Raw genomic sequence first — 26,616 nt, forward strand, 5'->3', positions numbered from 1 at the left:
GTTCGGTGTATTCTGAGCCTGGTAGGTTGGACAGGCTATCTGCTCTTTCCAGCTTTGTGGTGATTCATGGGATTTGTGCTGAGTGCGTTTGCGGATGAGATTGATGCGGATCTAGGAGTTCAGTTTGAGCACCTTTTAGCGGAGGGCATCACGTTGATCGATCTCCGGTCGGCGTTTGGGAAGAACGTCATGCAGCTTTCGGACGCCGAAGTTCTTGAAGTTCGGCGTCTGGCAGAAGATTCGGGGTTGGGTTTCAACTGCGTGGCTTCGCCGATTAACAAAGTTGCGGTGGCGGAAGGGTCTGCCGATGACGAGCTTGCGAAACTGGTACGAGCCTCAGAGATTGCGGGATTGTTAGGGATCAATCGAATTCGCATCTTCTCGCCGGATGGTGATGATTGGGCGGTCATTGAGCCTTGGATGGCGATGCAGGTCGGCTTTGCGGCGGAGAACGATCTTGTGCTGATGCATGAGAATGACGGCAAGTACTACGGGTCGATTCCGGGGAATGCTCAGCGGTTGTTTGAGACGTTTGGTTCTCCGAGTTTCATGGCGGCGTTTGACTTTGCCAACTCTGTGCAGCACGGATTTTTCGCCATGAAGGACTGGTTTCCTTGGCTGTTGCCGCATTTGGAGACGGTTCACATCAAGGATGCGCGAGAAGACGGAAAGGTGGTTCCGGCGGGTGAAGGGGTTGGGCAAGTTCGGGAGACTCTCGTCTGGTTAAAGCAACAGAGTTGGGAGGGGGTGCTCTCGATTGAGCCGCATTTGCAGTTCGCGGGAGATCGGGGTGGATTCTCAGGGACTGAATCGTTTGGGATCGCCTCGCGGGCGATAAAGGGCATACTGGAGGAGCTATGAGTGTGGTTCGGTTTGGGGTTTTGGGGTGCGGGAATATCTCGAAATCACACTGCGACGCGGTTGTCGCGGCGACAGGTGCCGAGCTCGTTGGAGTGTGCGACGAAGTTTCAGCGAAGCTCGCGGCTCGGGCAGCAGAATATTCGGTCCCTGGGTTTACCGACTTTGATGAGTTGCTGAAAGAGGTCGATGCGGTTTTGGTGTGTCTGCCCAGCGGGATGCACAGTGAATACACCGTTCGAGCGGCCCAAGCTGGCACGCATGTTTTGACTGAGAAGCCTTTAGATATCACGTTGGTCAATGGCCTGAGGATGGTCGAAGCCGCCGAGTCAGCCGGGGTCAGGTTGGGGTGCATCAGCCAGCACCGTTTTGCGCGGGATATTCGTCGGCTCCACGATGCGGCGCAGAGTGGCGAGCTAGGAACTTTGCTCCAAGGCGATTCGATCACGAAGTGGTACCGCAGCCAGTCGTACTACGACAGTGCCGGCTGGCGCGGAACTTGGGCGATGGACGGCGGCGGGGCTTTGATGAACCAAAGCGTTCATTACATCGACATGATCCAGTGGATTATGGGGGGAGTAAAAGCCGTTCAGGCCCGGACTCGGACGGGAATGCACAATATCGAGGTTGAAGACTCGGCGATGGCGATGGTGGAATACAACAGCGGAGCGATGGGGGTCATTCAGGGCTCGACTTCGTTCTATCCTGGATTGTCTGAGCGACTGGAGGTTCATGGCACCAAGGGCACAGTCGTTATTGAGGGAGACCGAGCAAAGGTTTGGGTGACCAAGGAAACAGCCGAGCATGAGCCATTTGGACCCGCTGTCCTCCTGGGCAAGGACCATCAGTTAGATGAGGACCCGACGGCACCATTCCATGTTCAGCACGGCTTGCAGATTCAAGACTTTACCAACGCGATCTTGGAGGATCGAGCTCCCTTTGTGACGGGTCGGGCGGCGTTGGAACCGCTGAAAGTCATATTGGCTATTTATGAGAGTTCCCGCCGGGGCGGGGAGCGAGTCGAACTCGCGGAGCTAGAGGGATAAAATGGGCAGCATGAGATGGGCAGCACAGTTCTATACATTACGTGAACACGTTAAGACCGCTTCGGGTCTCCGCACCGCACTTCAGAGAGTGCATGAGATGGGCTATGAGGGCGTTCAGATTTCGGCAGTGGAGGCTTTCGAGAAAGAAGTCTCGCCCGAGCAGCTTCGTGATTGGCTACAGGAGTACAACCTGGTCTGTTGCGCTACTCACCGACCCTGGGAAAACTTGCTCAACAAAACAGACGCAGAGATCAAGCTCCACAAGACGATTGGCTGTACACATATCGGTATTGGAATGGGCCCTAAGAAGTGCTTTGACGGCGGCGCCCCCGCATGGAGAGAGTGGCTGAAGGATGCCCAGCGGGTGATCGACGCATTTGGAGCTGAGGGCCTCAACTTCTGCTATCACAATCATGCGGTCGAGTTTGAGGATAAGGGTGGAAAGAAGGCCTACGATATCATGCTCACTGAGGCTGATGCGCGGCTCCAGTTCATTCTTGATACCTATTGGATCGTCCATGCGGGTGTGGACTGCGCGGATCAGATCAGCAAGATGAGGGGACGCGTGAACGTCGTGCACCTCAAAGACAAGGCGGTTGTAAAGGGCGAGATCCGGATGGCTCCAGTTGGGCGCGGAAACCTGGCTTGGCACAAGATTCTTCCCGCTCTGGATGCCGCAGGGACTCAGTGGGGGATCGTTGAGCAGGACGACTGCTATGGCGAAGATCCTTTCGACTGTCTGCGACAATCTCTGAACTACTTGCAACAAACAGAAAAGGTCTGATCCCACAGGGGCGTCAGACCTTACTTGGTTAACTCAGCCGTTTTTAGAGTCGGAACCCGAAAAGGTTGCTGAGCGAGTTAAAGATGAACAGCGTGTTGACAATCGCGTTGACCTGCTGGAAGTCAGGCGTGTTGGTTGCAGGAATGTATACGAGGTCTCCGGGAAGCAGCTTGACGTTCTGGACCGAATCTCCCTTCACAAGGAAGCTGACCAGGTCGGCGTTGATGCGAACGTACTCGCCCGGTCGTCCAGGGAGTTCTCGCATGACATACGCTTTTGAAGTTCTGGCTCGGTAAGGAACTTCGCCACCAGAGATCGTCAGTGCGTCCATGAGGCGCATCGTTTCGCGGTAGGGGAACAGCCCAGGGTTTCTGACTTGGCCGAGAACCATGATTCGGTTGCGCTGCTCTTCAGGAATATCAAGAATGTCGCCATCCTGAAGTTCGTAGTTCTGCGAGTTGTCTCCGAATACGGTGAGAGCATACAAGTCGATGGGAATCAGTTCTCGCGAACCTTTTCGGCGCAATGTGGAGCGTCGTGCGTCCGACCTGTCTGAAACGTACCCACCACCTGCCGAAAGCAGGTTCATGATGGTGTCGCCCGGACGGAAGATCACTTCTCCAGGGCGGTTTACCTGACCGTTAATACTGGCCTTCAGCCTCCGGTACTGAGTGATGGTGACCGAAACGATCGGATCGCGAAGGAGCAGTTTCTTCTTGTAGAGATCGAAGAGTGCCTTTTCAACTTCAGCGATCGTTTTGCCTTCGACGTAAAGGACTCCGACGAAGGGAGCAGCGATATTGCCATCTTCACCAACAGGAACGTCGGCGGCAATCTGTTGCTGGTTGAAAACTTGGATCCGAATAACATCTTCTGGCTTAAGAGTGTATGGCTTTGCCGAGGTTGAATTTTGGGCAAAGCATGCCGTGGTTAGAGCCAAAAAGACTCCCATGAACACCACCAATCTTCGCACCATTAAATTCATTGTATATCCAGAGTTCTCACTCGTCTTCAAGTTTAGCATGTTCAGCCTCCTGCTGAGTTCGGCGATGACCTTCGATTACAATGGTTATCTCGCCTTTGCCCGGCACTTCACCCTCAGAAGGAATAGTCGGAAGAGTGCTTCGGAATACTTGCTGATTTAGCTTAGAAATCTCCCTGCAGACCGCATATCGGCGAAAACCTAGTACTTCTGCGGATGCCTCCAAGAGTGTTCGGAAACGGTGAGGCGACTCAAACAGAACCAGAGTGTAGGGTGATTCCACAAACTGCGCCAGTTCCTTTCGCATGGCACCCTTTGTTCTGCCGAGGAAGCCGAGGAAGGCGAATCGCTGAGCGTAAAACCCTGATAGCATGATTGCCGTTATGGGAGCCGATGGCCCAGGGATAGCATCGACTTCGATTCCTCTGTTGTGAGCGAGGTCTGCCAGCCGCGATCCAGGGTCGCTGACGCCGGGGGCTCCACCATCGGTGAGAAGAGCGGCCGTTCGACCCTCTTCGATCTCATTCATAATCTGATTGAGTTTGTAGTCGTCGGTGTGGTCGTTTGCCACCCGCATGGACTTCTTCACTTCCAAGACATGCCCAAGCTTGGAACTGATCCGTGTATCTTCGACGATCCAGAAATCTGCCTCTGTCAACGCCGTACGGGTTCTGGGAGAGATATCTCCCAGATTCCCGATCGGCGTTGCGACGAGGGTGAGCTTTGGCTTTATTTTTTCGGAGCCGAGCTCGATGGAGGAGTTGTGGGCGCCTTGGGTTGTGCGGCCTTCTGCTTTGCTTCCTCTTCCTTCTGTTGCTTGGCTAGTTCGGCTTCGGTCTTGTCGTAGTCGGCCTTTGCTTTTTGCCATTCTTCTTGTCGTCCTCGGAATTCCTTTTCTTGCTCAGCCTTAACCAGCGTAGCTGCCTGGAGCTCCTTGAAGCTCGCGGCGACATCACTGTAGATTCGCTGACCGTTCGCGTCGTACTTGTTATTCTTGTCGAGAGCAATCAGCAGCTGGTTGTAAGCATCATCTCCCTTCTTCTGGTCTTTGAGGTCGGTGATGACCTCCTTTCGCAGATCCCAGTTATCCTTGAACTCAAGGAACTTGGTGAGAGAAGCGATTCGCTCTGCCTTCAGCTTCGCCTTATCGGCTCCCGGAGCGTCATAGATCTTTTGGAAGGCAGCGAGAGCGACGGTTGCAGCGAGTTCAGCGCCTGGCTCGTCTTTCGAGACGCCCTTAGCGAGATCATACGCCTTTTGAATCTCCGGGCTGATCTTGTCGGCAGCCTCCATCATGCCCTTTCCGAGGGCATAGGCGGCTTCATAAGCTTTGAGTTCGAACTTAGGGAGCGTTGACTTCTTGAGCTCGTCGATTTTCTTTTGGAACTGACCTTGAGCTTCCGAGGATGCCCATTGGGTCATGTATCGCGCCTTTTCCTTGTCGAAGTCGGGAGGAACGTTGGCCTTGATGGCGATGACTTTGAAGATCGAAAGTCCGTCCGGAGTCTTGACGGGTTCGGTGTATCCGTTTGGAGTCAACGAACCGATTGGCTTGAGGTCTTCGCTGCGCTGGATTGCGGTCATAGGAACCGGCATGATGCGATCGCTCTTCTTCTTTCCAGCTTCGGCGACTTCATCCGAATACTGATCCATCGCGGATTCAAAGGTCTTGCCAGCCTTGATCTCATCGTAAATCTTCTTCGCCTTAGCTTGGTCCGCACCTTTGATGAGGATTCGCTTGACGTCGAATTGCTTAAAGCTTTCCTTCACCGCGGCTTCATCTGGCTTGAGTGAGTTCTTAATCTGCTCGACTGCGGCAGCAGGGCCGAATTGAGCTTGAAGGAGCGGCTTCTCTGCCGGATCAGCGAGCTTCTTGGTGAACTCGTCCATCTGTTTCTTGTACAGATCAGCTACGGTTTGTCCTTGAGCGAGCTCCTTGACCTTAGTGTCAAGCTCGGCGTCGGTTGCGTTTGGCTTGAGCTGGGTTCCCAGCTGATCTCGGATCGACTTCTTGAACTTGTCGAGCGTGATCTCCTTCTTAATCGACTCTTCGTCGATCTTGATTCCGGATTGAAGCGCGGCTTCTAACATGTAGCCCTGCTCGATCACTTGGGTGACGGCCTGGGTTTGGAGGCTGACCGCGAATGTCGGGGGCAACTGATCCAATAGCTGAGCGTTTCCGCCGAGCTGTTGCTGAATGAGCTGCTCCTGAGCTTTATCAACCCATGCGACGGGGAGTTCGACTCCACCGACTGTAGCAAACGTTGCTAGCTTCTGACCTTTCGCATCAGTTGCGGCGAACTTGGCTGAGCGCCCACACGCGCTGTAGCCCATTGTGACGACCATTGCAATGGCGCTGAAAAGCAATACTGACTTTCCGCATCCACCTTCAAAAAACTTCTCTCTTACAGTGCTGATTGACAAGGGAAAACACCTACTCCTAATTGGGGAAGAACTGAATTATGACAGAAAATTGTTCCCGCCGCCTTGACAAGTAGACAAACAGGACGTATAATCCGTCTACCTAATAGGTAGAAGGCGCGCATGGCGAAAGGACTCACAAAGCGGCAACAAGAAATTCTGGACTTCGTTCTGGAGTACGTAGAAGGCGAAGGCTATCCTCCGTCGATTCGCGAAATTGGCACTCGATTCGAGATCGGCTCCTTGCGAGGCGTGACCGTTCACCTAGACGCTCTAGAGCGGAAGGGCTACATCTCCCGGTCGAACACTCCGCGCTCCATTAAACTGACGCATCCCAAATACACACCTGGGAATTCGAAGGTGGCGATGTTGCCATTGGTAGGTTCGATTGCCGCTGGTTCCCCCGTTTTGGCTGAGGAAGATAAGGAAGCGATGATCCCGGTTCCTTCGGAGATGGTACGCAACGTCGATGGCGCATTTTTGCTTCGAGTCAAAGGCGATTCGATGGTTGGAGACGGCATCATGCCGCGCGACCTGGTCGTGATCCGTCCTCAGAAGACGTTCCATCAATCCGACGTCATGGCAGTTCGAGTTGGCGAGGAAGCGACGATCAAGAGGATCAACAAGGCCGGAAGCAAAGTGACTCTGGTTTCATCGAACCCCGCTTACGAGCCGTTTGAGGTCGATCCCCGCGAAACTGAGGTCATCGGCAAGGTCGTCGGTTTGTTCCGCGACTACGAAGGCATGTCCTTCTGATTCGTTTGTTAGCAGGCACCCCATTCGGGCATCGGTAAACTGATTTTCCGATGCCCGAACTGCTTCACTCTGCCGTGTTTGGCCTCCCCGCTCCGCGAACCGGGAAGGTGCGGGATGTGTATGACCTTGGCGATTCGGTGCTAATTGTTGCGACGGACCGAATTTCGGCTTTCGATGCCGTGATGGCGAACGGCATTCCTGATAAAGGGTGCATTCTCACGCAGATGAGTTCGTTCTGGTTTTCGCTCCTTGCGGATGTATGCCCCAACCACGTTTTGTCAGCCGAATTTGATGTAATTCAATCCAAGTGCGAGAAGCCTCAACCGGAGCTGCGCGGTCGGTCGATGCTTTGCAAGAAAGCTCGAACAATTCCGGTGGAGTGTGTTGCTCGTGGGTACATCACTGGTTCACTGCTTAAGGAGTACAACCGCGAAGGCGGGGCCGTTCATGGTCTCGGCTTGCCGACTGGCTTGGTAGATTCAAGTGCTCTCCCCGAACCCATCTTCACTCCGGCAACAAAAGCGGAAGAAGGACATGATGAGAACATCTCGTTTGCAGAGGTCGTGAACCGAATCGGCCGGGAGACCGCAGAACTACTTCGAACTTGGACGCTTGAGCTCTACTCGCGGGCGTCTGCCCATGCGGCGAGTCGCGGAATCATTCTCGCAGATACGAAGTTTGAGTTCGGAGAGACCGAGGATGGGATCATCTTGATTGACGAGGTCCTCACACCAGACAGTTCGCGCTATTGGGATGCCCAACTATATGCGCCAGGCAAGAGCCAGGCAAGCTTCGACAAGCAGTTTGTGCGTGACTTCCTGGAGACCAGTGGATGGGATAAGAACCCGCCGGGGCCAGTCTTGCCCGCCGACATTGTCGAAAATACCCGCGCAAAATACATCGACGCATATTGTCGAATCGTCGGTCAAGAGCCTGACCTATGATGTACCTGATCTACAACTTCATCCTGGTCGGCCTGGCGCCGCTCTGGGTGCCGTGGATGTGGTTGCGCACTAAGAAGCGAGGCGAGCAGCCGAACTGGGCGGAACGGCAGGGGAACTACGAAAAATCGCTCCCGATCAAAAAGAAGGGCGACAAGCGGATCTGGGTTCACGCGGTCTCGGTAGGTGAGGTGATCGCGGCGAAACCGTTCTTGGAGGAGCTTCGCAAGGAGTGTCCGAAGACAGAGATTGTGCTGAGCGTGACGACCAGCAGCGGGCATCAGACAGCTCGTGAAAAGTTGGTTGGGCTGTTCGATTTCTTGGTCTATTTCCCAATTGATATTGCCCGATTCCAGCTTCGAGGGGTCCAGCGGATTCGCCCGGATGTTATCGCGGTCATGGAGACCGAGCTTTGGTACAACTTCCTCTGGGCGGCCGATGTTTTCGAGGTTCCGGCGTTTCTGGTGAATGCTCGGAGTAGTGACCGGGCTTTTCGGCGGTCGATGAAGTTTCGTTGGTTCTTTGCCGAGACCTTGGCATTAGTAAAGGAAGTTCTCGCTCAGAGCGAGCAGGATGCCGAAAGGTTCAGGGCTTTGGGCGCGCCAAAGGTTCGAGTTTTGGGGAATACGAAGTTTGATGAAGCGGCGGGGGCCTCGGCTTCCGATGCCTCGGTTTGGCGGGCTGAGCTCGGGTTAGATGAGCGTCCTGTCGTCGTTGTCGGTTCGACTCGGAGTGAGTTTGAAGTCAAGCTCGTCGTTGATGCGCTTGCGCCGTTTGCGGGTCAGATTCAGGTGATCCACGCCCCTCGGCACTTGGAGACGGCAAGCGATGTCCTCACTCTTGCTCGGAGCACTCCGTTTTCGGTTGGCCTACGTTCCTTGCGAGAGAAGGCGGATTACCTCGTGCTTGACACCTACGGCGAGCTCGGAGCGGTGTATTCAGTGGCAGATATCGTGGTCGTAGGCGGCGCGTTCGATACGCTCGGCGGGCAGAACATTATTCAGCCGTTGGCACTTGGAAAGCCGGTGTTGCACGGGCCGAACATGTTCAACTTCCGCGAGGTCGCAGCTCAAAGTTTGGAAGCGAGGTCTAGTCGGGTTTGCACGACCGCTGAGGAGCTTGAGGCTGCGGTACGGGAGTTGCTTAGTTCTGGCGATCTGAGGTCGGAGATGGGCTTCGCAGCGAGTTCGCTCGTTCAGCGAAATCTTGGGGCCAGTGCTCGATATGCTGCGGTAGTTGCTGATGCGCTTGTGCAATAGTGGTCAGCTGGTCGACTATGACAACAGCTCCCGGTTCGCTCCGCTTACCGACCCCCGGACGAGCGGGGGTTTTTAGTTCATAGCAAGCTAAACTAGAACCAATGAAAGTCGGCGTGATCATGGGGAGTAGTAGCGACTGGGAGACGATGCGGGCGGCTGTCTCTGTTCTGGAGGAGCTTGGAATCGAGTGCGAGCACGAAGTAGTCAGTGCACACAGGACTCCGGAGCGGATGTACGAGTATGCCAAGTCAGCCCGTGACCGTGGTCTGGCCGTAATTATTGCCGGAGCCGGGGGGGCGGCGCACCTGCCCGGAATGGTGGCGAGCCTGACCACACTTCCGGTCATCGGGGTTCCGGTACAGACCAAAGCACTTGGCGGAGTCGACTCCCTCTACTCGATTGTCCAGATGCCAGCCGGAATTCCGGTTGCGACGGTCGCAATCGGAAACGCCGCCAATGCGGGACTTCTGGCAGCGAGAATCCTTGGCGCGACCGATTCTGTTGTTGCTGCGAAACTCGAAGCCTATGCCGAGAGTCTTAAGGATAAGGTGGTTCAGATGAACCTGGAGATCAAATCGTGATAACTGGACTCGTATTCGCAGCGATGACCGCGCAGCGACCGCCGATTGCTCCGACCAAGTGGGAGACGGTTGGCCGCTTCCAGAAATCGACCCAGGGAGTGAGCTGCGAGTGGCCAGGTTCTGCAATTCGGGCGAGTATCGCGGCAACTACATTGAAGGTCGAGTTCACGACTTCGACGGCGAATGACCGTTGGCAGATCGAAATCGATGGTCGTCCGACCCAGGTCCTGAAGCTGATCAAAGGGAATGGGCGTTACGAAATCAATCTTCCGAACGCTCGTATGCACCAGATCTTGCTCGTCCGGCGTAGCGAGGCGTTCCAGGGAGCAACCGAGTTTCGAGGATTTTCTGGAACGGGTGTTCGCTACCAAAACCCATCCGACGACGAATCGATGTTCCGCAAAGACCGGCGCATAGAGATCATTGGCGACTCAATCAGTGCTGGGTTCGGTGTAGATGGGAAGACGAAGGAAGAGCCCTACAGTCCTGAAACGGCAAATGCATACATGACCTACGGTTGGGTGGCGGCTCGTCAGGTGAAGGCGCTCCCGACCATCGTCGCTTGGTCAGGGAAAAAAATGTGGCCTGACAATACGATCCCCGAAATCTACGACTACATTTTTCCGAGTTCGAAGACAGGCGCCTGGTCGCCAGATTCCGGGCCGAAGCCGCAAGCGGTTGTGATCAACCTCGCCACAAACGACTTTGGTAGAGGGATTCCCGACGAGAAGGGATGGAAAGGTGGATACACCTCGTTCCTCAAAAAGGTTCGTAAAAACTATCCGTCGGCGTACATCTACTTGGTAACCGGGTCGATGATGTCGGACTCGTGGCCTGTTGGTGCTAAGCACCTCTCGACCCTCAAATCTTGGCTAGACTCGATACAATCGGAAATGGGAGACCCTAAGATAAAGCGTCTTGACTTCCCAGTGCAGCAAGAGTCGGACGGAATCGGGTCCTCGTGGCACCCGAATGCGGTCACGCAGGCGAAGATGGGCAGGCTACTCGCAGTCGCACTGAAGGGCGATCTAGGCTGGAAATAGCTTAGGCACTCGCGCCGGGATGGAGGGTTCGCAGGAGGTCTTTGACCTCGTTGTGCAGGTCCTTATCGTAGTGCATTTGCTCGTTGATCTTCTGGTAGCCGTGCATGATCGACGTGTGATCTCGGTTTCCAAACTGCGATCCAATGTGCTTCCAAGAGTCGCCGGTGATTCTTCTTGTCAAGAAGATTGCAACGTGACGCGCGTGGACGATTGGCCCTTTCCGAGACTGCCCCTTCATTTCGTCGACAGAAATCTTGTACTGACGGGCAACTAGTTCGAGGATCTGGGCAGAGCCGGGTCGGCTAAAAACTCCTTGGTAGTACTTCTCAACCATTTCGCGAGCGAAATCAACAGTGATCTCGGCCTGTTCGATGCTAGCAAGGGTCGCGAGCTTTGTGATCGCGCCTTCTAAAGTCCGTACGTTGCCGGGCACGGTTTCAGCGAGGAACATCGCGGCGTCCTTCGAAAGTTCAATGTGCATCGCCTGTGCCTTGCTATTGATGATGGCGCATCGAGTTTCTGTGTCAGGAAGCTGGACGTCGGCCACGAGGCCACTTTCGAAGCGCGATCGGAGCCGCTCGTCCATCAAGAAGAGATCTTTGGGCGGGCGATCCGAGGTCAGGACGATCTGCTTTCCGAGCGAATAGAGGTAGTTAAACGTGTGGAAGATTTCTTCCTGCGTCTTGTCCTTATTGGCGATGAACTGAATGTCGTCTACTAGCCATACATGTACGTGGCGGTGCATTCGACGGAACTGCTCAACTCGGTTTGCTTGGAGAGCATTGATGAAATCTTCGGCGAACTGCTGTGCCGTGACGTAGGCAATGTTGACTTTTGAGTCGTTAGCTAGCAATTGCCCAGCAATTGCGTGCAGTAAATGAGTTTTGCCGAGTCCGCTGTTCCCGTAGATGAAAAGCGGGTTGAATTTGACCCCCGGCTCTCCTGCGACGGCAATCGAGCCGGCAAGAGCAAGACGGTTGGATTGTCCTTTGATGAACGTTTCGAACGTGTACTTCTCGTTCGGAGCAAAACGTTGCACTGGCGTCGTCAACGCAGGCTGGGAGATGGCTACGGAAGACTCCACGACTTCCTTCTTTTCACGCGGCGAGGCGATGATCTGGAGCTCAACGGATTGACCGAGTTCGTCGCTCAGGCAGCTTTGGAGCAGTCCGGAAAAGCGGTCTCGTACCCACTGCTGGATGAACTGACCTGGGGCTGCGAGGCGAACAACGTTTCCTTCGATGGAAACCGGCTCGAGGGGCCGAATAAAACGAACCATGATTGGCTCCTTGACTTCACCGGACATCCGTTGTAATACTCCCTGCCACGCTGCACTCAGTACGATGGCTGATTCGGAATCTTCAAAGGAGAACTGTCGTTTCATTGTCGGGCGGGCGAAGGTTTTGCTGGGGTGCCGTTCTTCGATCTAGGCGTCGGAGTATACAAGGGATTTACAAAGGAGTTGCAAAAGAAAGGAAAGTTTTTTGACACTTTCCGACATCCTGAAACGTCTTTGGCGACCTGAAGTCTTTTCTCTGACATATCATCGTATAGAAGGGCAATTTACTCGAGATATCGACTGTTATCGTGTTTTGATTGCACAGAGTTCTACTGATAAATTTTCCAGGTTGAATCTGCGTGTGTAGACTAATATATTCCGATGAGTATGCGTGTTTTGGTGGTACTCGGTGGAGACCAATTGGTTGCCGACCGAATGTCTCCGTGGGTTGATTCGGCCACGCATGTCATCGCAGTTGACGGAGGATTTCATCACCTCGAATCGGTTGGGAGGCTACCGCAGTGGGTTGCCGGAGATTTCGATTCCGCCGACCTGGGTGCCGTCCCAGACAGCGTGATTCGAGTCCACTTTCCCGATCAAGATCAAACGGACTTTGAGAAGGTTCTTCGCTGGTGCTTCGAGCAGGGATTTGATTCTGTCCACGTTGCATGTTCCGAAGGAGACCTTCCTGATCATCAGCTCCAAAACTTCTATACGGCGGCGGCAGCTCTCGTTGATGTTTGGTTCGTTTTCCGTCGAGGGATGGGCCGGATTGTGCGATCCGAAAACGGCGAGTTCAAGGTTCCGACCCCCGTTGGGGCCAGAGCGTCGTTGATTCCCCTCACTGCGTGCGATTCGGTGACCCTCCAAGGCGTTCAATGGCCCCTCGACCGAGCAACTCTGGTTCCGTTGGGTCTCTCAAGTATTTCCAACCGTGCTGTTGATTCTGTGATCTCCGTTGGTTTGGAGAGGGGACAAGCCCTGATTTTTTGGGAAACAAATGAGGTCATTTGGGAAGAATCCTGATAAACCCTAGTAGATTTCCGGGGTTTTAGCCCAATAATAGGAAGCAACTCTCATGAACGAAGAAGCCACTCTCGTCGAAGAAGCCACCGATGCTAGTCAAGCAGTCGTCGCTGAAACCACTGGTCAGCCTGTTGAGGAACTGTCGACCCCTGCCCTGACCGCCACGTTGGTGGTTAAGCGCAATGGAGCCGAGACTGATGAAGTTTTTCCGGTCAGTAGCCCTTGCGTCATCGGCCGATTCGACCCGGCAGTTGGACCAATCGACATCGATCTGGCTTCGCTACCAGAAGGTGTTTACGTTAGCCGCAAGCACGCAAAATTCGTCCAAGAGGACGGAGTTTGGAAGGTTGTCGACCTTGGCTCTTCCAACGGCACATTTGTGCTCGCAGACGACTTTGAAAAGGTCGACGAGAAAGAGCTCTCAGACGGAACCGAGATCGCCCTTGGCAATGCCCGGTTTGTCTTTCATCTAAGCTAACTGTACGTCAGTTGAACCGGCGAGAACTTCCCCGATCACGGCAGCGTTCTCGCCGTTGTCACGCATGTGGGTTAGGATCTGGTCGACATAAAACCGGTCGACGACCAGCACCATCCCGATCCCCATGTTGAACGTCCGGTACATCTCGGTCTCTCCGATATTGCCCATTTGCTGAATCAAATCAAAAACCGGCAAAGGTGTCCAGGATCGCTTCTCGATCATGACTCTAGTGTTTGGGCCGAGGACCCTTGGGATGTTATCGAAGAATCCGCCGCCGGTGAGGTGGGCCATCGCGTGCAGTGGACTGTTTTCGACCAGCCAAGGCTTGAGTGCGTTGTAGTAACAGCGGTGCGGAGCTAGGAGCGCGTCTGCAATGGTTTGCTCGGTCCCAGGAACCAGGTCTCGCACACTCAGACCCCCGACTTCGAAGAGCGCTCGCCGGGCAAGGCTGAAGCCGTTAGTGTGTAGCCCGTTGCTCGCCAAGCCGATGATCGCGTCTCCGGCAGAAACTTGGCGTGGGAACTTGAGAACGTCGTCTACAACTCCAACGATGGTGCCGACAATATCGACTTCCTCGTCATGATAGACACCGGGCATTTCGGCCGTTTCACCGCCGATCAAGGCACATCCGATGTCGCTGCAGCTTGCTGCCATTCCGTTGACAACGGCTTCAAACGTCTCTGCTGAGAGTTGGCTACAGCCGTAGTAATCCAGGAAGAATAGTGGATGAGCACCCTGACAAAGGATATCGTTAACGCAGTGATTAACTATGTCTCGGCCCAAGTTTGAGTAGTCGCCAGCCATCGCAGCAACTTTGGTTTTTGTACCGACGCCATCGATGGAGCTCACCAACAGGGGGCTGGACATTTCTGGGAAGAGTCCCTTGAACAGCGCTCCAAATCCACCAATCCCACCGACTACTCGCTCGCCCTGGGTAGCACGGATGTTACCAACGACCCCTCGTAAAGCGCGCTGAGCTTCGTCGATGTTGACGCCGGCGGATGCGTATGTCAGTTCCTCTGCCATCTAGCTAAGGCTACCCGTTGGGCGGGTATCATATTTCTTCGCCCGAATCTCTTGGGGGTCTGTAGCTCAGCGGTAGAGCAGTGGCCTTTTAAGCCATTGGTCGAGGGTTCGAATCCCTCCGGACCCACCACTTCTTGCTTGTGCAATCGGGAAATATCCAATCGGCCGCACCCTAGGGGGGTATTCGCATTTCGCAATTATTGAGCGAAAGGTATAAGATGTTTCAGTAACGCCCCGGTAATTCTCGGAGGACACAGGAATGAATCGAACTACACTAGCCATTTTCGGCGGAGTCGCCCTTGTTGCAGCGGGTGCAGCTTGGCAGATCAAAGTCGTCAACCTCAACAAACTCGCCATCAAGCGATTGGTTGATGAGTCAAACCCAGTCCCCATCCAAAGCCGGCTCAACACCCGGATTCTCGCGAACCAGAAATTCATTGCCGCGATGGATGGTGCCTTTATCGCTACGCCAGAGTTCAACAAGCCGATCGATATTGGCGACTTCGTGTTCGAGAGCACCGCGGCGGTCGTGATGCGTACAGAGCGGGTCAGGACAGGGAGTCAAGCAGGTGGGCTCAAAATCAACGCGGCACTCAAGACGCCCTATGCGGTTGTGAGTACGGGTCAACGCACCCAAGATCCGTGGGATCATAGCATGGAGTTCCGCGTGTTTCCCCTGAATGCCGACGCGAAACATGTAGGCGTCCCCATCCCTTTACCTGAGAACCCGGATAAGTTTCCAAAATTCCTTGCGGAAACTGGGACCGACAACCAGATCGTGCGAGCAAAGGACGGTTCATTGTTGGCCTTCCGAAACACAACTTACTGGGGACCACCCCCCGGGGTCAAACCTGATTGGTGGGATAAACACAATATCCAGGGACGTCCCAACGGAGCAAGGGTGGGAACCATGGTTTGGAAATCAACCGATGGAGCGAACTGGAAGCAGATTTCATTTATCGACCCAATGAGCGTGTCGAGCGGACGCTATGCGATCCCCCGTCCGGCGCCGCAAGAGTCGGGATGCCCCGACGGTTGCTTCGGCGGATTCGACCGAATGGAAGCGTACGCTTGCCCATTCACCGGAGCGATTTACGCCACGATGAATTCAACGGGCGGTTGGCGCTATGACTACAGCAAGAAGCCACCGACCTCTGCTGATTCAAAACCAGCCGCAACCCATTATCTTTTCAAGTCGATCGATGGCGGTTTGAGTTGGAAAATGGTTGCCGAATTCGGGGCCTGGACGCCCATCGTGATCACGTCAACGCCATCGGGACGAGTCTACATCTACTCCAACATTGACAAAGCACCCATGATGGCGTATTCCACAACCAACTCGACTTCAAGTTTCGCGCTCTCCGGTTGGTACAACGTCGGGATCAAAGACTTGCCTGTCGGGGCCGACGAGCTGTACGGCGACCGCGTGTACAAGGCCTGCAACACAATCACCCGGATTTCCGGCGACTCAAATTCCAATATGGTGCGGATTAGCTACCCAATCACAGACTCAAAAGGGCGTAGCGCGGTCGCAATTGCAAACGTTTCGACTCCACCGGGCGATGCCCAACCAACCGTCACTGCCCATGGAATCATCCAGGGTGGGGCTGATCGATCTGTCCTTTGTTCTGCCTTTGTGGATGGCGATCCCGTCGTCGGACCAGCCAATCAAGTCGCAGCATTCTTCTGGATTGAAGGTACCGGAACCAAGGGCAAGGCCGATGGAGAGGCCGTCGTCAAGTGCCGGGTTTACCGGGGAGAGAAGGAAGTATCAAACGATTTGACTTTGAGTGGCAAACACTCACCAAACATTTCGGTCGGTCACTATATGGGTGGCGGAGCATTTTCGGAGGCGGGCAAAGCTAAGTTCTTGGTTCAATGGCCCGAGCTCGAATCGCAGAAAGCCCAAGTCGTATCAGTTCCGATTAAATGAAATCCAAACAGATCGCGGTTCTTTAAGCCCGTATAATCGGCTTAAGTTGCGGATTTTAGTGATTGAAGATGACGAGGTCATTGGCGAGCGCTTGCGGAAGACGCTCGCGAAGGAAGGATACGTCGTCGATCTGGCTTCGGATGGCGAGGCTGGACTGCAGCAAGCCCAGCGCGAGTCGTACTCCCTCATCATCTGCGACGTCATGATGCCCAAATGTGATGGTTGGTCCGTCGTTAAGAGGCTCCGTGAGGATCGTTCCCGAACTCCGGTGTTGATGCTCACCGCCCGGGATGCAGTTGAGGATCGAGTGAAAGGGCTTGATCTTGGCGCGGATGACTATTTGGTGAAGCCGTTTGATTTCAACGAGTTGCTTGCTCGTGTTCGAGCACTGCTTCGGCGCGATAAGCCGACCAAGTCTTCGAAGATGACCTTTGATGATCTGGAAATCGACGCCGCGGGCAAGACCGTTCGGCGCGGAGGCGAAGTTATCAAACTGACTCCCCGCGAGTACTCGCTCCTGGAAGCATTGGTGCGCAACCGGGGCCGTGTTCTTTCTCGGGAGGTGATCATTGACCGCATTTGGAACGACGATGAGTCGATGTCGAACACCGTAAATTTCCACGTGACTTCCCTTCGCAAGAAGATTGACGCTGGTCGAGAGAAGAGCCTGATCGAAACCGTACATGGCTTTGGATACCGAATTGGAGACTGATGTCATTTCGCCTTCGACTGATACTGATCAACTCGCTTGCCGCTTTCCTTCTGCTCGGAGTCGGAATGGGATTCTTGGTGATCCGGACTCAACGGGTGTTCTTAGAATCGATAGACAGGGACTTAACAAACCGGGCGATGAAGATGGGACGAGGCGGCGGTCCCGGGCCAAACGGTCCTGGTCCGAACGGTTCGGGAGGCGGAGGTGGGCCGATGAGAAGCCCTCCAGGGGCAATGAATGACGTTGAACGGCCCGTCATGTTAGCTCCGGATGGCACGCCTCGAATGCAGAATGCGCGGGTATTGGACCCGCTTGGTGTGCAGCGAGCGAAGGGAGATCGGCCTTACGTCGGAGACGTTCGAGCTGATGGAGAACTCGTCCGAGTCCTGACCATGCAGTTTCGTCGCCCACCAGGGGCAGACGAGAACATCCCCGAAGTGAGCTACATTCAGATCGGCCACTCTTTGCGGGATTTCGATCGAATGAAGGAGACCCAGGCCGGAGTGGTTTTGATTCTGCTTCCGATCGGAGTTCTTTTGTCCGCGTTCATCGGCGCTTTTTTGGCTGAGCGGGCATTAGTGCCTCTGCGCCGGCTCAGTGGAGCAGCGGCCAAGATTTCCGGGGAGCAGATGGACGTCCGCCTGGATGTGACCTCATCGGACGAACTTGGTCAACTTTCCCGAACCTTCAACGCGATGCTCGACCGATTGCAGGGTTCGTTCCGTGAACGTGACGAGGCGAACAAACGGCTTGAAGCAAATCTGGAAGCACAGAAGCAGTTCGTTGCGGATGCATCACATGAGCTTCGGACGCCACTTGCGCGACTAAGGCTCACCACAAGCGGTGCGCTGCAACAGGATTCCGACGTCGGGGAGCTTAAAGAAGCATTGGAGATCGCGGACCGAGCGGGGGTTTCGATGACGCGCCTGGTGGAACAACTCCTCGCTTTAGCCAGGTTGGATCAAAAGGCCGAACTGAGCGAACAGAGTTGCTTTGTCAAAGAGTTTCTGGCGGAAGCGGAGGGCGTTCTCGCACCGTTGACACCAGGTCTGAGGGTCAACGCCACATCTAATGCAAGAGTTCGGGGTTCTTCTTCTGATTTGGCAAGAGCGGTGATCAATTTGGTCGATAACGCACGACGGCATTCCCCGCCAGAATCACCCATTGAGGTCATCACTTCTTTGGCTCAGGGTTCGATTGTCGTGTCGATTAAGGATCAAGGCGAGGGGATTGCTTTGGAGCACCTCGCACGACTAGGAGAACGGTTTTATCGCGCCGACGAACATCGGAATCGCAAGGACGGAGGTGCTGGGCTCGGGCTATCAATTGCAAAAGCAATCGTCGAACGCTCCGGGGGTGAACTCCGTATCTCGAGCGAGCTTGGAAGAGGCACAACTGTGCAGCTAGTGCTCCCGATTTTTTCAGAACTTGACCAATCAAATAAATCCCAAACATCTGTTTCGTAAAGTAACCAATGTAAAGGAAAACCTTTGGAGGAAACTCAAATGGAACGAACTCAACGAACAATCACTCGACTCTTCGCGATCACTGCACTGGTGGCAGCTTTCGCCACATCGTTCGCACAGGGCGGCTTCGGTGGTCCTCCACAGGGAGGCCCTCCTCAGGGTGGGCAGCAAGGCGGTCGTCAAGGTGGACCAGGACAACAGTTCCGCATCCCCAGAGGTCCCCAGCTCTTGCGGCATCCAGATGTTCAGAAGGAGCTCAAGCTAAGCGATGGTCAGATGAAAGCAATTGACCAGGCATTTCCTCAGCTCGGTGGGGGGCAAGGTGGTCGCCAAGGCGGACCTGGTGGACCCGGCGGAGAAGGTGGCCAGCGCGGTGGCGGACAGGGTGGCGGGGGCCAGCGTGGTGGCGGCCAAGGTGGACCCGGCGGTCAGGGCGGGCCTGGTGGCCCAGGTGGACAAGGAGGACAAGGAGGACCGAACCCCAAGAACGACGCAAAAATCAAGGAAATCCTGACTCCACAGCAGTACAGTCGCTTCAAGCAAATTGAGATTCAGGTGGTCGGACCCCAAGCGTTCATGATGCCGGAGGTCGCAGAGCGGCTCCAGATTAGCGAAGAACAGCACGAAGCAATTCGAGATGTCATGGAATCTGTGCGACCCCCTCAGGGCCAGCAAGGTGGACAGCGTCCGGATCCCGCAAAGTTCATGAAGGAAGTGATGGCTAAGGTGCTAGCGGTACTTTCTGATAAGCAGCGAACCGAGTACCGCGCAATGGTCGGGAAGGAGTTCTACTTGACCACGCCTCCAATGGGCGGACAGGGTGGACCGGGTAATCGCCAAGGCGGGCAAGGTGGTCCCGGAGGACCTCCTCCTCCAGATGGTAATTAAGAATTCGGTCAACTCTCTCTGACCGGTATCGAGCGGGTCGGGTCTTCGGACTCGGCCCGTCTTGATTTGGAATATCGAATAAACTAACATCGAATGAATCCCCGATTGGAATTTGCCCTCGAAGCTGTCCGCAAGGCGGGGGATTCGACGCTCGTCCACTTTCGCAACCGGGTGGGTTGGGAGCTTAAGGGTGATTCTTCGCCAGTGACCATCGCCGATCAAGAGGCGGAACAGATTTTGCGAGATGCGTTGGGCTTGTTGTTTCCCGGCGAGGCAATTTTAGGTGAAGAGCAGGGGTTAACCGGATCAGGAACTACCCGCTGGATCATCGATCCGATCGATGGAACAAAGTCATTTGTCTCCGGGGTTCCACTGTATGCAACCCTCCTCGCGTACGAAGTTGACGGCGTTCCTGAACTAGGCGTCTGCTACTTCCCGGCTCTTGGAGAGATCATCTACGCTGCTCGGGGCGAAGGTGCGTTTTTTAACGATTCACCCTGCCGAGTCTCGACTCGCACTTCAATTTCTGGGTCGATTCTGGCCTGTGGCGGCCCCCTTTCGATGATCAAACACGGTAAATGGGATGGGTTTGCCATGCTTTCGGAGTCTTCTCTGACCTCCCGAACTTGGAGCGATGCTTACGGCCACGCTCTGGTAGCAACCGGTCGTGTTGACGCTATGATTGATCCTGTGGTCAGCCGATGGGACCTCTCGGCGATTCGTGTGATTGTTGAAGAGGCGGGAGGAACTTTCTCGGACTTCAATGGAGGAGATCCTTTTGACCGGGGAGATTTCGGCCTCGAAGCGATTAGCTCGAACGGTTTGGTCCACCAGGCAGTTCTGGAGGCCTTCGCGTCTTGAGAGCACTCGGGGTGGATTTCGGTGGTAAACGAATTGGGATTGCCGTTGCCGAAGTTGAAGCGCGGGTTGCCTCACCAAGGTCGGCCATTGAGGCAAGCGGTGCATTGCGGCGGGATGCTGCAGCGATCAGCGAGCTCTGCAAGAAGGAGCAAGCGTCTCTGATTGTGGTTGGAGAGCCGCTAGGAGCTGACGGTGAGCCTACCAAAATGTCTAAGATTTGTCGCCGATTAGGGGATGAGATCTCCCTTCTGGGACATGAAGTGCGGTTTGTGGATGAATCCATGACCAGTGTTGCCGCGACCGCAGATTTGCGCAAGCAAGACTGGACAGCGGCTCAAAGACGGCGACACATCGATAGCGAAGCGGCGTGCCGGATTCTTGAGAGGTTCTTTGATGCTTAAGAAGGCAAAGCGCCGGGTCGCCCAATTCGTGGTCCTCGGGGGACTCGTCTTGAGTGGATTTACCTTTGCGACACTGATTGCTCCAATGCCGCTAGGACCTAAGCAACGATTCGTTATGGTGAAGTCTCGCAAGCTCAGCGAGCAGCTTGCCATTATGGCCGATAAGGGCGTGATTCGAAGCGCTTTCGCCACAAACTTGTACGGAATGGTAGTTGGTTTCCGGGGTAACCGGCTGATTGCTCCGGGAGTTTACGAAGTTCATCCTGGCCAATCGGTTGGCGAAGTCTTGAAGTCACTGGTCACGCCTCTGCGCCAACTCGTTCGGCTACGCGAGGGTCGCTGGGCGGCTAGAACGGCGGAAGCTCTGGAAGTAAAAGAGGTGTGCACCGCGAAGGAATACGTCGATCTGGTCAAGAAGCCAGAACTGTTCGAGACGCCGGGAGTGCCGCTGGTGGGAGATACGCTCGAAGGTTACTTGTATCCAGACACTTACAACTTCCCGCCTGCGCTCGGAGCGGAACTGGTCATCCGGCGTCAACTGTTGAACTTCGCGAAGAAAACCAAAGGGCTGGGTCTGACTCAGGCAAACGTTCATCGAGTTTTGACAATAGCTTCGATGCTAGAGCTGGAGTCAGCAGAGCTCGAGGAAAAGAAAATGATCGCCGGCGTCATTGAAAACCGCCTTCGGAAAAGCATGCGGCTTCAAATTGATGCGACAGTGAACTATGGGATGCAACTCTGGAGACCACTTTTTTACAAGGACTACACGTCCGTGAAGTCACCCTATAATACATATCTTACAAAGGGACTTCCGCCCGGTCCAATCTGTTCGCCGACGATTGACAGTATCAAGGCCGCCCTATCTCCCGCAAAACACGATGATCTGTTCTACATTTCCCTTCCCGATGGACGGACACTGTTCACGCCGACCTACGAGGCTCATTTGAAGAACATTGCCTTGCGCGACAAGATGAAGTCAGGAGCCAAAAAGTGAGCTTTCGAGCCGGAATGTTCGACCAAAATGCAGCAGGGGGACTGCGACGATTCTGCCCATCACAGGCAGTGCACCGCTTACAGGATGTTTCCCTCGAGGAGCTTTGGGAGGCCGGTAAGCGGCTGATCCTTCTCGATGTCGACCACACGATTGTAAAATGGGGCGAAGAGGAGTTTTCGCCAGAAGTAGTCGCCTGGATTGGCGAAGCTAAGGCAAAAGGCTTCCAGTTGCGTATCCTGAGCAACACACGACACCCTCAGCGCCTGGCAAGGCTTTCCGCAAAAATTGATATCCCAACCAAGAATGGTAAGTTCAAGCCCTCTCCCGAAATGTACATGGAGGCGCTTCAAGAGACGGGCATAGGTGCGGATCACGCGGTGATGATTGGAGACCAGATCATGACGGATATCCTAGGAGCCAATCGAAGCGGAATAGACAGCATCTGGCTTGAGAAAATGGAAGGGCCAGAGTTCTTTGGCACGAAATTCAATCGCGTCATAGAGCGAGTCATTATGTTATTCTTGTACCGAAGATCATTGGATCGGGGAACTGGAGCCAACTCATCATGAAAGCGATCCTAGAGAAACCCATTGCCCGGCAGTTCGCCAAGTTTTTGGTGGTTGGAGCAATCTCTTTCCTGATCGACACAACGATCCGCGTCATTTTGATGCGATTCGTGCATATCGACGGGAAACTGGCATCGGATGTCTGGGGAAGAGAGTTGATGGACTCCTATCCGACTCTGTTCAGATTTTCCAAAAAGGCTGACGAGGCATTTTTCCCCTTAGCCTGCGTCCTGGGCTCGTTTGTTGCAACGTTCAATTCCTATTTGATGAACCGCGCGCTGACGTTCAAGATAAAGGACAAAACTGATGCAGGCAAGCAGCTTTTTCGAGTCTTTATTGTCAACTACACAGGGCTAGCAATCAACGCGCTGATCTCGAGCATCTTTTATCGGATCATCCCGGGGCATCCAACCCAGTCGACTATCGTCGCCAGCATGGCTGGGGCGGCAGTTGCAGCAATTTGGAACTTTGCGGGTCAAAGATACTTTGCATTCAAGGTCCACGAGAGACCATGAGTGTGTTCGCTTGGCGGGACGCCCCGGCTGCCGACTACGCCGTAATCGGGTTCCCGGTCAGGCACTCCTTGTCTCCGATGATGCACATGGCGGCCTACAAGTCCCTAAGCATCGATGCTTCCTATGTCGCTGTCGAATTGAGCCCAGCAGAGCTTGAAGCCGGTCTGGAGCATCTTGTGCATCTCGGCTACAAAGGGGTCAATGTCACCATTCCACACAAGGAATCGGCTTTTCGTTGGGCGGCAACAACTTGCACAACGTCGGAAAAGCTACAAGTTTCGAACACCATCAGGTTTTCTGACCGGACTGCCGTGAATACGGATGTGCCGGGATTCCTAAGTTCCCTGCCAGGTCACGCACAGACGGCCCTTCTGTTAGGCGCTGGCGGCTCGGCGCGAGCAGTGGCTTATGCACTAGCCAGACAAGGAACCGAGGTTTCGATTTGGAACCGGACCCAAAGCCGCGCGGAGGAACTTGTTGAGCAAATCGGGATCGACTGCCGAGTCGTATCGACCCTAGAGGTAAAGGGCTACGGACTGATCGTCAACACCACCTCGACCGGGCTCTCTGGCGAAAGCCTGCCAATTGACTGGTCCGGAGCAGAACCGGACACTCAGCTTGCGTACGATCTGGCATACTCTGATTCCCTCACACCATTCCTTGCCGAGGCAAAAGCTTACGGAATCGCAGGAATGGATGGGCGAAGAATGCTGATGGAACAGGGTGCGTACGCTTTTGAATACTGGTTCGACCGCCCAGCCCCGCGTGAGGCGATGTGGGAGGCAATCCAGTGAGGCCCCTACGTCCGGTTGAGCCCAACTTGCGACGAGCCGCAAATGCGCTGCTCGCTGGCGACCTGGTGGTTCTTCCCACTGAGACAGTCTACGGTCTTGCCGCAGATGCCGCCAATCCGGAAGCTGTCGCAAAAATCTTTGAAGCGAAAGGGCGTCCGCCGGAAAACCCGCTCATCGTCCACGTCTCGCACATGGATGCAGTCGAACTCTGGTCAGATCATCTTCCCAAGGGAATGTTGAAGCTTGCTCGTGCGTTCTGGCCCGGGCCATTGACGGTTGTCTTGCCGAAGAATCCCCGCGTACCGGATATTGTGACCGCTGGACTCGATACCGTCGCGATTCGAATACCCTCCCATTCACTAGCGCTGGCCGTCCTCGAGATGACCGGGATGGGACTCGCTATGCCGAGTGCGAACCCATTTATGGGACTTTCACCGACCAGAGCAGATCGGATCGATCCGACCGTTGCGGCTCATGTCACGTGCATTATTGATGGCGGGCCGTGCCGAGTGGGGATTGAGTCAACCGTGTTGGATTTGAGCGATGGAACGCCGAAGATTTTGCGTCCGGGGATGATTACGGCGGAGGAAATCGAAGCGGTCATCGGGTCACTCGAGGTCCTCGGGGATTCGGATCGGAAGTCGCCGGGGATGTATCGTCGCCACTACTCTCCTCGGGTTCCGACGGTGCTTGTTCATAAAGCCGCAGAACAGGACGCTGGATTAGTCCTGGGCTATACGAACTCTCCTGACCAAATTCAGATGCCAAGCGACCCAGTGAACTATGCGAAGAAGCTTTACGTTGCGTTGTCGGATTTGGAAGCTCGGCAAGTCAACAGAATTGTGATTGAGGAGCCGCCGAAGGGTTCCGAGTGGGCGGGTGTTTGGGATCGAGTGAGCAAGGCGACGGCCTCGGAGTGAGCCTGCCACCTCTCCCATCAAAAAGTTAGGAGAAGGGTGAAAGTTCTCAGTCGACCAAGTAGGTCTCGATCAGTTCGCCGGTCTCCTCGCTCACGAGGTTCCAGACTTCAGGGTGGTCCGTCATTCCGAGTGCCTCACGAGGGGTGTAGCAGCAGAGATTTGCGGCGACTTCGACACCGAAGTCCTGGGTGAGGTTCGCAAACACATTGCGGAGGGTGACAGCCGACCCCGCGAGAGAGCCGCCCTCGGCGAGTCTGACCTCGCCGTCACCGACGACACAGTCCAGGTTCCACATCTTGAGCTTGGTGCCTGGTTCGAGTCCGGACGCCATTGTTGAATCGCTGACCGCGATGACATCGCCATCGACCAGCCGCGTTTGGATCAACACGAGAGCCGCCTCTGGTGAAACGTGAACTCGGTCGTAAATCAACTCTGCTCTGAACGGAGTGAGAGTCATAGCTGCTCCTACGGCGCCCGGTTCACGGTGATGGAACGGCCGCATGGCGTTGAACGTGTGTGTACTGTGCAAGAGGCCTGCATCATGTCCTGCCAAAGCCTCGGCGTAAGTCGCGTTGGTATGTCCCATTGAGCAGATAACCTTACGCTTGCTCAGCCTCTTGATGAGCTCAACTGCACCCGGTAGTTCGGGGGCAAGGGTGATCACCTTGAGGCGTTTGTCGTTGAAGATTTCATCCCACTCCGAGTCGCCCTCCGGTGGGTTCTGAATGAACTCCTTTGGCTGAGCTCCGGGAAACTCCGCTGAAATAAACGGTCCTTCGAGGTGAAATCCTCCGATGAGTCGATGTTCTGGTAGGTTAGAAATCGCTCGTTTTACATCCGATGCCGAGGCGGTAACCGTGGTCGGAAGGAAACGCTCATACCCATCTTGGGCAAGAGTATTGCAAAGCTCCTTCATTTCGGGCTGAGTGGCCGTCATGAAGTCGATTCCGAAGGCACCGTGGAAGTGAATATCAATCCATCCGGGAACGAGAACACCTTGGGGATCACCCTTTTTGATGTCATTCATCTCGCCAGATTTGGTATCGAAACGGACGAGGTCCAGGCCATCTTCGCCAGGGGTGAGGGCTACAATTTGACTCATAAGGCTTTTGAAAATCCACCGGGGTCGCGCAAGACGTTTCCATCCAGTTCGAGCAGGGTGAGTTCAGAGAGTACTTCACTGGTAGTCAATCCCGACAGTTCAACGATCTTTTCAACCGGTTTTGCTTGCGAATCGAGAACACTCAGTATTTGGGCCGCCGGGCCGGTGGCCGAAGGCTGATTTGTACTTTGGAAGTCGATTCCCAACTGCTCGAGGACCTGCATTGGATGATCGACCAGCGTCGCCCCGTCTCGAATGAGCGAGTGCGAGCCCTGAAATCCGAACTGATCGATCGGACCTGGAACGGCAAAAACTTCCCTCCCCATCTCGGCGGCGAACCCGGCGGTTCGGATTGCTCCTGACTTGAGCGGCGCTTGGATGACCACAACTGCGTGGCATAGCGCGGCAATCAGTTGATTGCGGAGGATGAACTTGTAGTCGGCAGGCTTGGTGCCGAGGGCGAACTGACTCACCAGACAACCGTTTGCTTTGATCTTGTCGAACAGCGCGGCATTCGCCGAAGGATAGACATGATCAACCCCATTGGCAAGAACCGCCACGGTTTTGCCACCAGCGTCTAGGGCCCCCTTATGAACTTCGGCGTCGATCCCAACCGCTCCGCCGCTAACCACCGTGACGCCATGTCGAGCAAACTCCTCGGCGAACTTCTTCGCACAGACTCTGCCGTAGCTGGTGGCTGAGCGCGTTCCAACGATGCCAATGCATGGAAGGTTCAAACAGAATGGGTCTCCTGAAACACCAATGAATGGAGGAGCGGATCCAGAGTGTGCGAGGGCTTCAGGAAAATCAATTTCCGCCAGGAAGCGGATTGAACCGAACGACTCTGGCCCTTGATATGCTCGAAGTCTTCGCTTCTCGCCTTCGGTCAGCAATGTTGAGTTCAGAAGCTGAGCAGCCCAATCAGAAGAAAGGTCGAGAGACTCTAAAACCTCTCGACCCTTCGATACCGACATTTCGGCTGCT

Annotated in this window: 28 protein-coding genes and 1 tRNA gene; 22 read left to right on the top strand and 7 right to left on the bottom strand. The window is 54.7% G+C overall.

Translation table 11 applies throughout. The annotated features are described in order from the left end of the window. Positions 1-66: 66 nt before the first annotated feature. From WCK51_00900 to WCK51_00910, 3 genes are read left to right on the top strand one after another with little or no spacing between them, the layout of a single operon-like run. On the top strand, positions 67-861 hold the full coding sequence (locus WCK51_00900) for a TIM barrel protein (GenBank protein MEI7575423.1): 795 nt from the start codon (positions 67-69) through the stop codon (positions 859-861). Continuing rightward, entirely contained in the window at positions 858-1,904 is a 1,047-nt protein-coding gene (locus WCK51_00905) for a Gfo/Idh/MocA family oxidoreductase (protein MEI7575424.1), read from the top strand. Before WCK51_00900 ends, WCK51_00905 begins: the two co-directional genes overlap by 4 nt. A 10-nt stretch (positions 1,905-1,914) precedes the next feature. Next, positions 1,915-2,688, top strand: coding sequence for a sugar phosphate isomerase/epimerase (locus WCK51_00910; protein MEI7575425.1), 774 nt, complete (start codon positions 1,915-1,917; stop codon positions 2,686-2,688). Between the two features lie 43 nt (positions 2,689-2,731). Here the strand turns inward: WCK51_00910 and WCK51_00915 are convergent, their stop codons facing one another. The 3 genes from WCK51_00915 to WCK51_00925 are packed head-to-tail and all read right to left on the bottom strand — an operon-like array spanning position 2,732 to position 6,094. Next, positions 2,732-3,664: a polysaccharide biosynthesis/export family protein gene (locus WCK51_00915; GenBank protein ID MEI7575426.1), complete on the bottom strand. Its 933-nt coding sequence runs from the start codon at positions 3,662-3,664 to the stop codon at positions 2,732-2,734. 25 nt (positions 3,665-3,689) lie between these two features. Continuing rightward, complete coding sequence (gene rsmI, locus WCK51_00920) at positions 3,690-4,424, bottom strand: 16S rRNA (cytidine(1402)-2'-O)-methyltransferase (GenBank protein MEI7575427.1); 735 nt, start codon at positions 4,422-4,424, stop codon at positions 3,690-3,692. Then, complete coding sequence (locus WCK51_00925) at positions 4,400-6,094, bottom strand: peptidyl-prolyl cis-trans isomerase (protein ID MEI7575428.1); 1,695 nt, start codon at positions 6,092-6,094, stop codon at positions 4,400-4,402. Before WCK51_00925 ends, rsmI begins: the two co-directional genes overlap by 25 nt. Before the next feature lie 120 nt (positions 6,095-6,214). Here WCK51_00925 and lexA point away from each other — a divergent pair, with 120 nt between their 5' ends. The 5 genes from lexA to WCK51_00950 all read left to right on the top strand — a co-directional run bounded on the left by lexA (position 6,215) and on the right by WCK51_00950 (position 10,671). Next, positions 6,215-6,847 (top strand): transcriptional repressor LexA, encoded by a 633-nt coding sequence (gene lexA, locus WCK51_00930; GenBank protein ID MEI7575429.1) that lies wholly within the window; start codon positions 6,215-6,217, stop codon positions 6,845-6,847. Between the two features lie 50 nt (positions 6,848-6,897). Next, complete coding sequence (locus WCK51_00935) at positions 6,898-7,791, top strand: phosphoribosylaminoimidazolesuccinocarboxamide synthase (GenBank protein ID MEI7575430.1); 894 nt, start codon at positions 6,898-6,900, stop codon at positions 7,789-7,791. Continuing rightward, the gene (locus WCK51_00940; protein ID MEI7575431.1) at positions 7,788-9,047 is read left to right on the top strand and encodes a glycosyltransferase N-terminal domain-containing protein; all 1,260 of its coding nucleotides are present in this window, start codon (positions 7,788-7,790) and stop codon (positions 9,045-9,047) included. Before WCK51_00935 ends, WCK51_00940 begins: the two co-directional genes overlap by 4 nt. Positions 9,048-9,148: 101 nt before the next feature. Then, on the top strand, positions 9,149-9,628 hold the full coding sequence (gene purE / locus WCK51_00945; protein ID MEI7575432.1) for a 5-(carboxyamino)imidazole ribonucleotide mutase: 480 nt from the start codon (positions 9,149-9,151) through the stop codon (positions 9,626-9,628). Next, on the top strand, positions 9,625-10,671 hold the full coding sequence (locus WCK51_00950; protein MEI7575433.1) for a GDSL-type esterase/lipase family protein: 1,047 nt from the start codon (positions 9,625-9,627) through the stop codon (positions 10,669-10,671). The genes purE and WCK51_00950 overlap by 4 nt, the downstream gene beginning before the upstream one ends. Position 10,672: 1 nt before the next feature. Here the strand turns inward: WCK51_00950 and dnaA are convergent, their stop codons facing one another. Continuing rightward, complete coding sequence (gene dnaA / locus WCK51_00955) at positions 10,673-12,055, bottom strand: chromosomal replication initiator protein DnaA (protein MEI7575434.1); 1,383 nt, start codon at positions 12,053-12,055, stop codon at positions 10,673-10,675. A 276-nt stretch (positions 12,056-12,331) separates the two neighbouring features. Between dnaA and WCK51_00960 the strand changes: the two genes are divergently transcribed. Both WCK51_00960 and WCK51_00965 read left to right on the top strand, forming a co-directional pair. Next, a complete protein-coding gene (locus WCK51_00960) occupies positions 12,332-12,976 on the top strand; it encodes a thiamine diphosphokinase (protein MEI7575435.1) in 645 nt (214 codons plus the stop codon). 52 nt (positions 12,977-13,028) lie between these two features. Then, on the top strand, positions 13,029-13,454 hold the full coding sequence (locus WCK51_00965; protein ID MEI7575436.1) for an FHA domain-containing protein: 426 nt from the start codon (positions 13,029-13,031) through the stop codon (positions 13,452-13,454). Here WCK51_00965 and purM read toward each other — a convergent pair. After that, positions 13,446-14,480 (bottom strand): phosphoribosylformylglycinamidine cyclo-ligase, encoded by a 1,035-nt coding sequence (gene purM, locus WCK51_00970; protein MEI7575437.1) that lies wholly within the window; start codon positions 14,478-14,480, stop codon positions 13,446-13,448. The genes WCK51_00965 and purM overlap by 9 nt on opposite strands. A gap of 55 nt (positions 14,481-14,535) precedes the next feature. Here purM and WCK51_00975 point away from each other — a divergent pair. The 12 genes from WCK51_00975 (at position 14,536) to WCK51_01030 (ending at position 24,530) form a co-directional block, all read left to right on the top strand. Beyond that, positions 14,536-14,610 (top strand) — tRNA-Lys (locus tag WCK51_00975). Positions 14,611-14,739: 129 nt separating this feature from the next. Next, positions 14,740-16,413, top strand: coding sequence for a hypothetical protein (locus WCK51_00980; GenBank protein MEI7575438.1), 1,674 nt, complete (start codon positions 14,740-14,742; stop codon positions 16,411-16,413). 46 nt (positions 16,414-16,459) lie between these two features. Further along, positions 16,460-17,125 carry a response regulator transcription factor gene (locus WCK51_00985; protein MEI7575439.1) on the top strand — a complete coding sequence of 222 codons (666 nt, stop codon included), beginning with the start codon at positions 16,460-16,462 and terminating at the stop codon, positions 17,123-17,125. Next, positions 17,125-18,591: an ATP-binding protein gene (locus tag WCK51_00990; protein ID MEI7575440.1), complete on the top strand. Its 1,467-nt coding sequence runs from the start codon at positions 17,125-17,127 to the stop codon at positions 18,589-18,591. The genes WCK51_00985 and WCK51_00990 overlap by 1 nt, the downstream gene beginning before the upstream one ends. A gap of 39 nt (positions 18,592-18,630) precedes the next feature. After that, positions 18,631-19,479: a hypothetical protein gene (locus tag WCK51_00995; protein ID MEI7575441.1), complete on the top strand. Its 849-nt coding sequence runs from the start codon at positions 18,631-18,633 to the stop codon at positions 19,477-19,479. 93 nt (positions 19,480-19,572) lie between these two features. Then, positions 19,573-20,340 carry an inositol monophosphatase family protein gene (locus tag WCK51_01000; GenBank protein ID MEI7575442.1) on the top strand — a complete coding sequence of 256 codons (768 nt, stop codon included), beginning with the start codon at positions 19,573-19,575 and terminating at the stop codon, positions 20,338-20,340. Then, positions 20,337-20,741 (top strand): Holliday junction resolvase RuvX, encoded by a 405-nt coding sequence (gene ruvX / locus WCK51_01005; protein ID MEI7575443.1) that lies wholly within the window; start codon positions 20,337-20,339, stop codon positions 20,739-20,741. The genes WCK51_01000 and ruvX overlap by 4 nt, the downstream gene beginning before the upstream one ends. Beyond that, positions 20,734-21,735 (top strand): endolytic transglycosylase MltG, encoded by a 1,002-nt coding sequence (mltG, locus tag WCK51_01010; protein ID MEI7575444.1) that lies wholly within the window; start codon positions 20,734-20,736, stop codon positions 21,733-21,735. The genes ruvX and mltG overlap by 8 nt, the downstream gene beginning before the upstream one ends. Then, positions 21,732-22,304, top strand: coding sequence for a YqeG family HAD IIIA-type phosphatase (locus WCK51_01015; protein ID MEI7575445.1), 573 nt, complete (start codon positions 21,732-21,734; stop codon positions 22,302-22,304). The genes mltG and WCK51_01015 overlap by 4 nt, the downstream gene beginning before the upstream one ends. Further along, positions 22,301-22,816 carry a GtrA family protein gene (locus WCK51_01020; GenBank protein MEI7575446.1) on the top strand — a complete coding sequence of 172 codons (516 nt, stop codon included), beginning with the start codon at positions 22,301-22,303 and terminating at the stop codon, positions 22,814-22,816. Before WCK51_01015 ends, WCK51_01020 begins: the two co-directional genes overlap by 4 nt. Continuing rightward, on the top strand, positions 22,813-23,610 hold the full coding sequence (aroE, locus tag WCK51_01025; GenBank protein MEI7575447.1) for a shikimate dehydrogenase: 798 nt from the start codon (positions 22,813-22,815) through the stop codon (positions 23,608-23,610). The genes WCK51_01020 and aroE overlap by 4 nt, the downstream gene beginning before the upstream one ends. Further along, positions 23,607-24,530 (top strand): L-threonylcarbamoyladenylate synthase, encoded by a 924-nt coding sequence (locus WCK51_01030; GenBank protein ID MEI7575448.1) that lies wholly within the window; start codon positions 23,607-23,609, stop codon positions 24,528-24,530. Before aroE ends, WCK51_01030 begins: the two co-directional genes overlap by 4 nt. 46 nt (positions 24,531-24,576) lie before the next feature. Here the strand turns inward: WCK51_01030 and WCK51_01035 are convergent, their stop codons facing one another. Both WCK51_01035 and dprA read right to left on the bottom strand, forming a co-directional pair. Next, positions 24,577-25,632: an amidohydrolase family protein gene (locus WCK51_01035; GenBank protein MEI7575449.1), complete on the bottom strand. Its 1,056-nt coding sequence runs from the start codon at positions 25,630-25,632 to the stop codon at positions 24,577-24,579. Further along, positions 25,629-26,606, bottom strand: a complete 978-nt coding sequence (gene dprA / locus WCK51_01040) for a DNA-processing protein DprA (protein MEI7575450.1) — start codon at positions 26,604-26,606, stop codon at positions 25,629-25,631. Before dprA ends, WCK51_01035 begins: the two co-directional genes overlap by 4 nt. Positions 26,607-26,616: the final 10 nt, after the last annotated feature.

Source organism: Armatimonadota bacterium, assembly GCA_037138755.1.
In the GTDB taxonomy this organism is placed as follows: domain Bacteria; phylum Armatimonadota; class Fimbriimonadia; order Fimbriimonadales; family Fimbriimonadaceae; genus Fimbriimonas.

Excerpts from the sequence above, each read along its gene's own strand:
- WCK51_00965 (MEI7575436.1), top strand. The coding sequence starts at position 13,029 with ATGAACGAAGAAGCCACTCTCGTCGAAGAAGCCACCGATGCTAGTCAA.
- WCK51_00990 (MEI7575440.1), top strand. The coding sequence starts at position 17,125 with ATGTCATTTCGCCTTCGACTGATACTGATCAACTCGCTTGCCGCTTTC.
- dprA (MEI7575450.1), bottom strand. The coding sequence starts at position 26,606 with ATGTCGGTATCGAAGGGTCGAGAGGTTTTAGAGTCTCTCGACCTTTCT.
- purE (MEI7575432.1), top strand. The coding sequence starts at position 9,149 with ATGAAAGTCGGCGTGATCATGGGGAGTAGTAGCGACTGGGAGACGATG.
- WCK51_00915 (MEI7575426.1), bottom strand. The coding sequence starts at position 3,664 with ATGGTGCGAAGATTGGTGGTGTTCATGGGAGTCTTTTTGGCTCTAACC.
- purM (MEI7575437.1), bottom strand. The coding sequence starts at position 14,480 with ATGGCAGAGGAACTGACATACGCATCCGCCGGCGTCAACATCGACGAA.
- WCK51_00960 (MEI7575435.1), top strand. The coding sequence starts at position 12,332 with ATGAGTATGCGTGTTTTGGTGGTACTCGGTGGAGACCAATTGGTTGCC.
- mltG (MEI7575444.1), top strand. The coding sequence starts at position 20,734 with ATGCTTAAGAAGGCAAAGCGCCGGGTCGCCCAATTCGTGGTCCTCGGG.
- WCK51_00940 (MEI7575431.1), top strand. The coding sequence starts at position 7,788 with ATGATGTACCTGATCTACAACTTCATCCTGGTCGGCCTGGCGCCGCTC.
- WCK51_00935 (MEI7575430.1), top strand. The coding sequence starts at position 6,898 with ATGCCCGAACTGCTTCACTCTGCCGTGTTTGGCCTCCCCGCTCCGCGA.
- aroE (MEI7575447.1), top strand. The coding sequence starts at position 22,813 with ATGAGTGTGTTCGCTTGGCGGGACGCCCCGGCTGCCGACTACGCCGTA.
- WCK51_00995 (MEI7575441.1), top strand. The coding sequence starts at position 18,631 with ATGGAACGAACTCAACGAACAATCACTCGACTCTTCGCGATCACTGCA.
- WCK51_01035 (MEI7575449.1), bottom strand. The coding sequence starts at position 25,632 with ATGAGTCAAATTGTAGCCCTCACCCCTGGCGAAGATGGCCTGGACCTC.
- dnaA (MEI7575434.1), bottom strand. The coding sequence starts at position 12,055 with ATGAAACGACAGTTCTCCTTTGAAGATTCCGAATCAGCCATCGTACTG.
- WCK51_01000 (MEI7575442.1), top strand. The coding sequence starts at position 19,573 with ATGAATCCCCGATTGGAATTTGCCCTCGAAGCTGTCCGCAAGGCGGGG.
- WCK51_00910 (MEI7575425.1), top strand. The coding sequence starts at position 1,915 with ATGAGATGGGCAGCACAGTTCTATACATTACGTGAACACGTTAAGACC.
- WCK51_00905 (MEI7575424.1), top strand. The coding sequence starts at position 858 with ATGAGTGTGGTTCGGTTTGGGGTTTTGGGGTGCGGGAATATCTCGAAA.
- WCK51_00900 (MEI7575423.1), top strand. The coding sequence starts at position 67 with ATGGGATTTGTGCTGAGTGCGTTTGCGGATGAGATTGATGCGGATCTA.
- lexA (MEI7575429.1), top strand. The coding sequence starts at position 6,215 with ATGGCGAAAGGACTCACAAAGCGGCAACAAGAAATTCTGGACTTCGTT.
- WCK51_00980 (MEI7575438.1), top strand. The coding sequence starts at position 14,740 with ATGAATCGAACTACACTAGCCATTTTCGGCGGAGTCGCCCTTGTTGCA.
- WCK51_01020 (MEI7575446.1), top strand. The coding sequence starts at position 22,301 with ATGAAAGCGATCCTAGAGAAACCCATTGCCCGGCAGTTCGCCAAGTTT.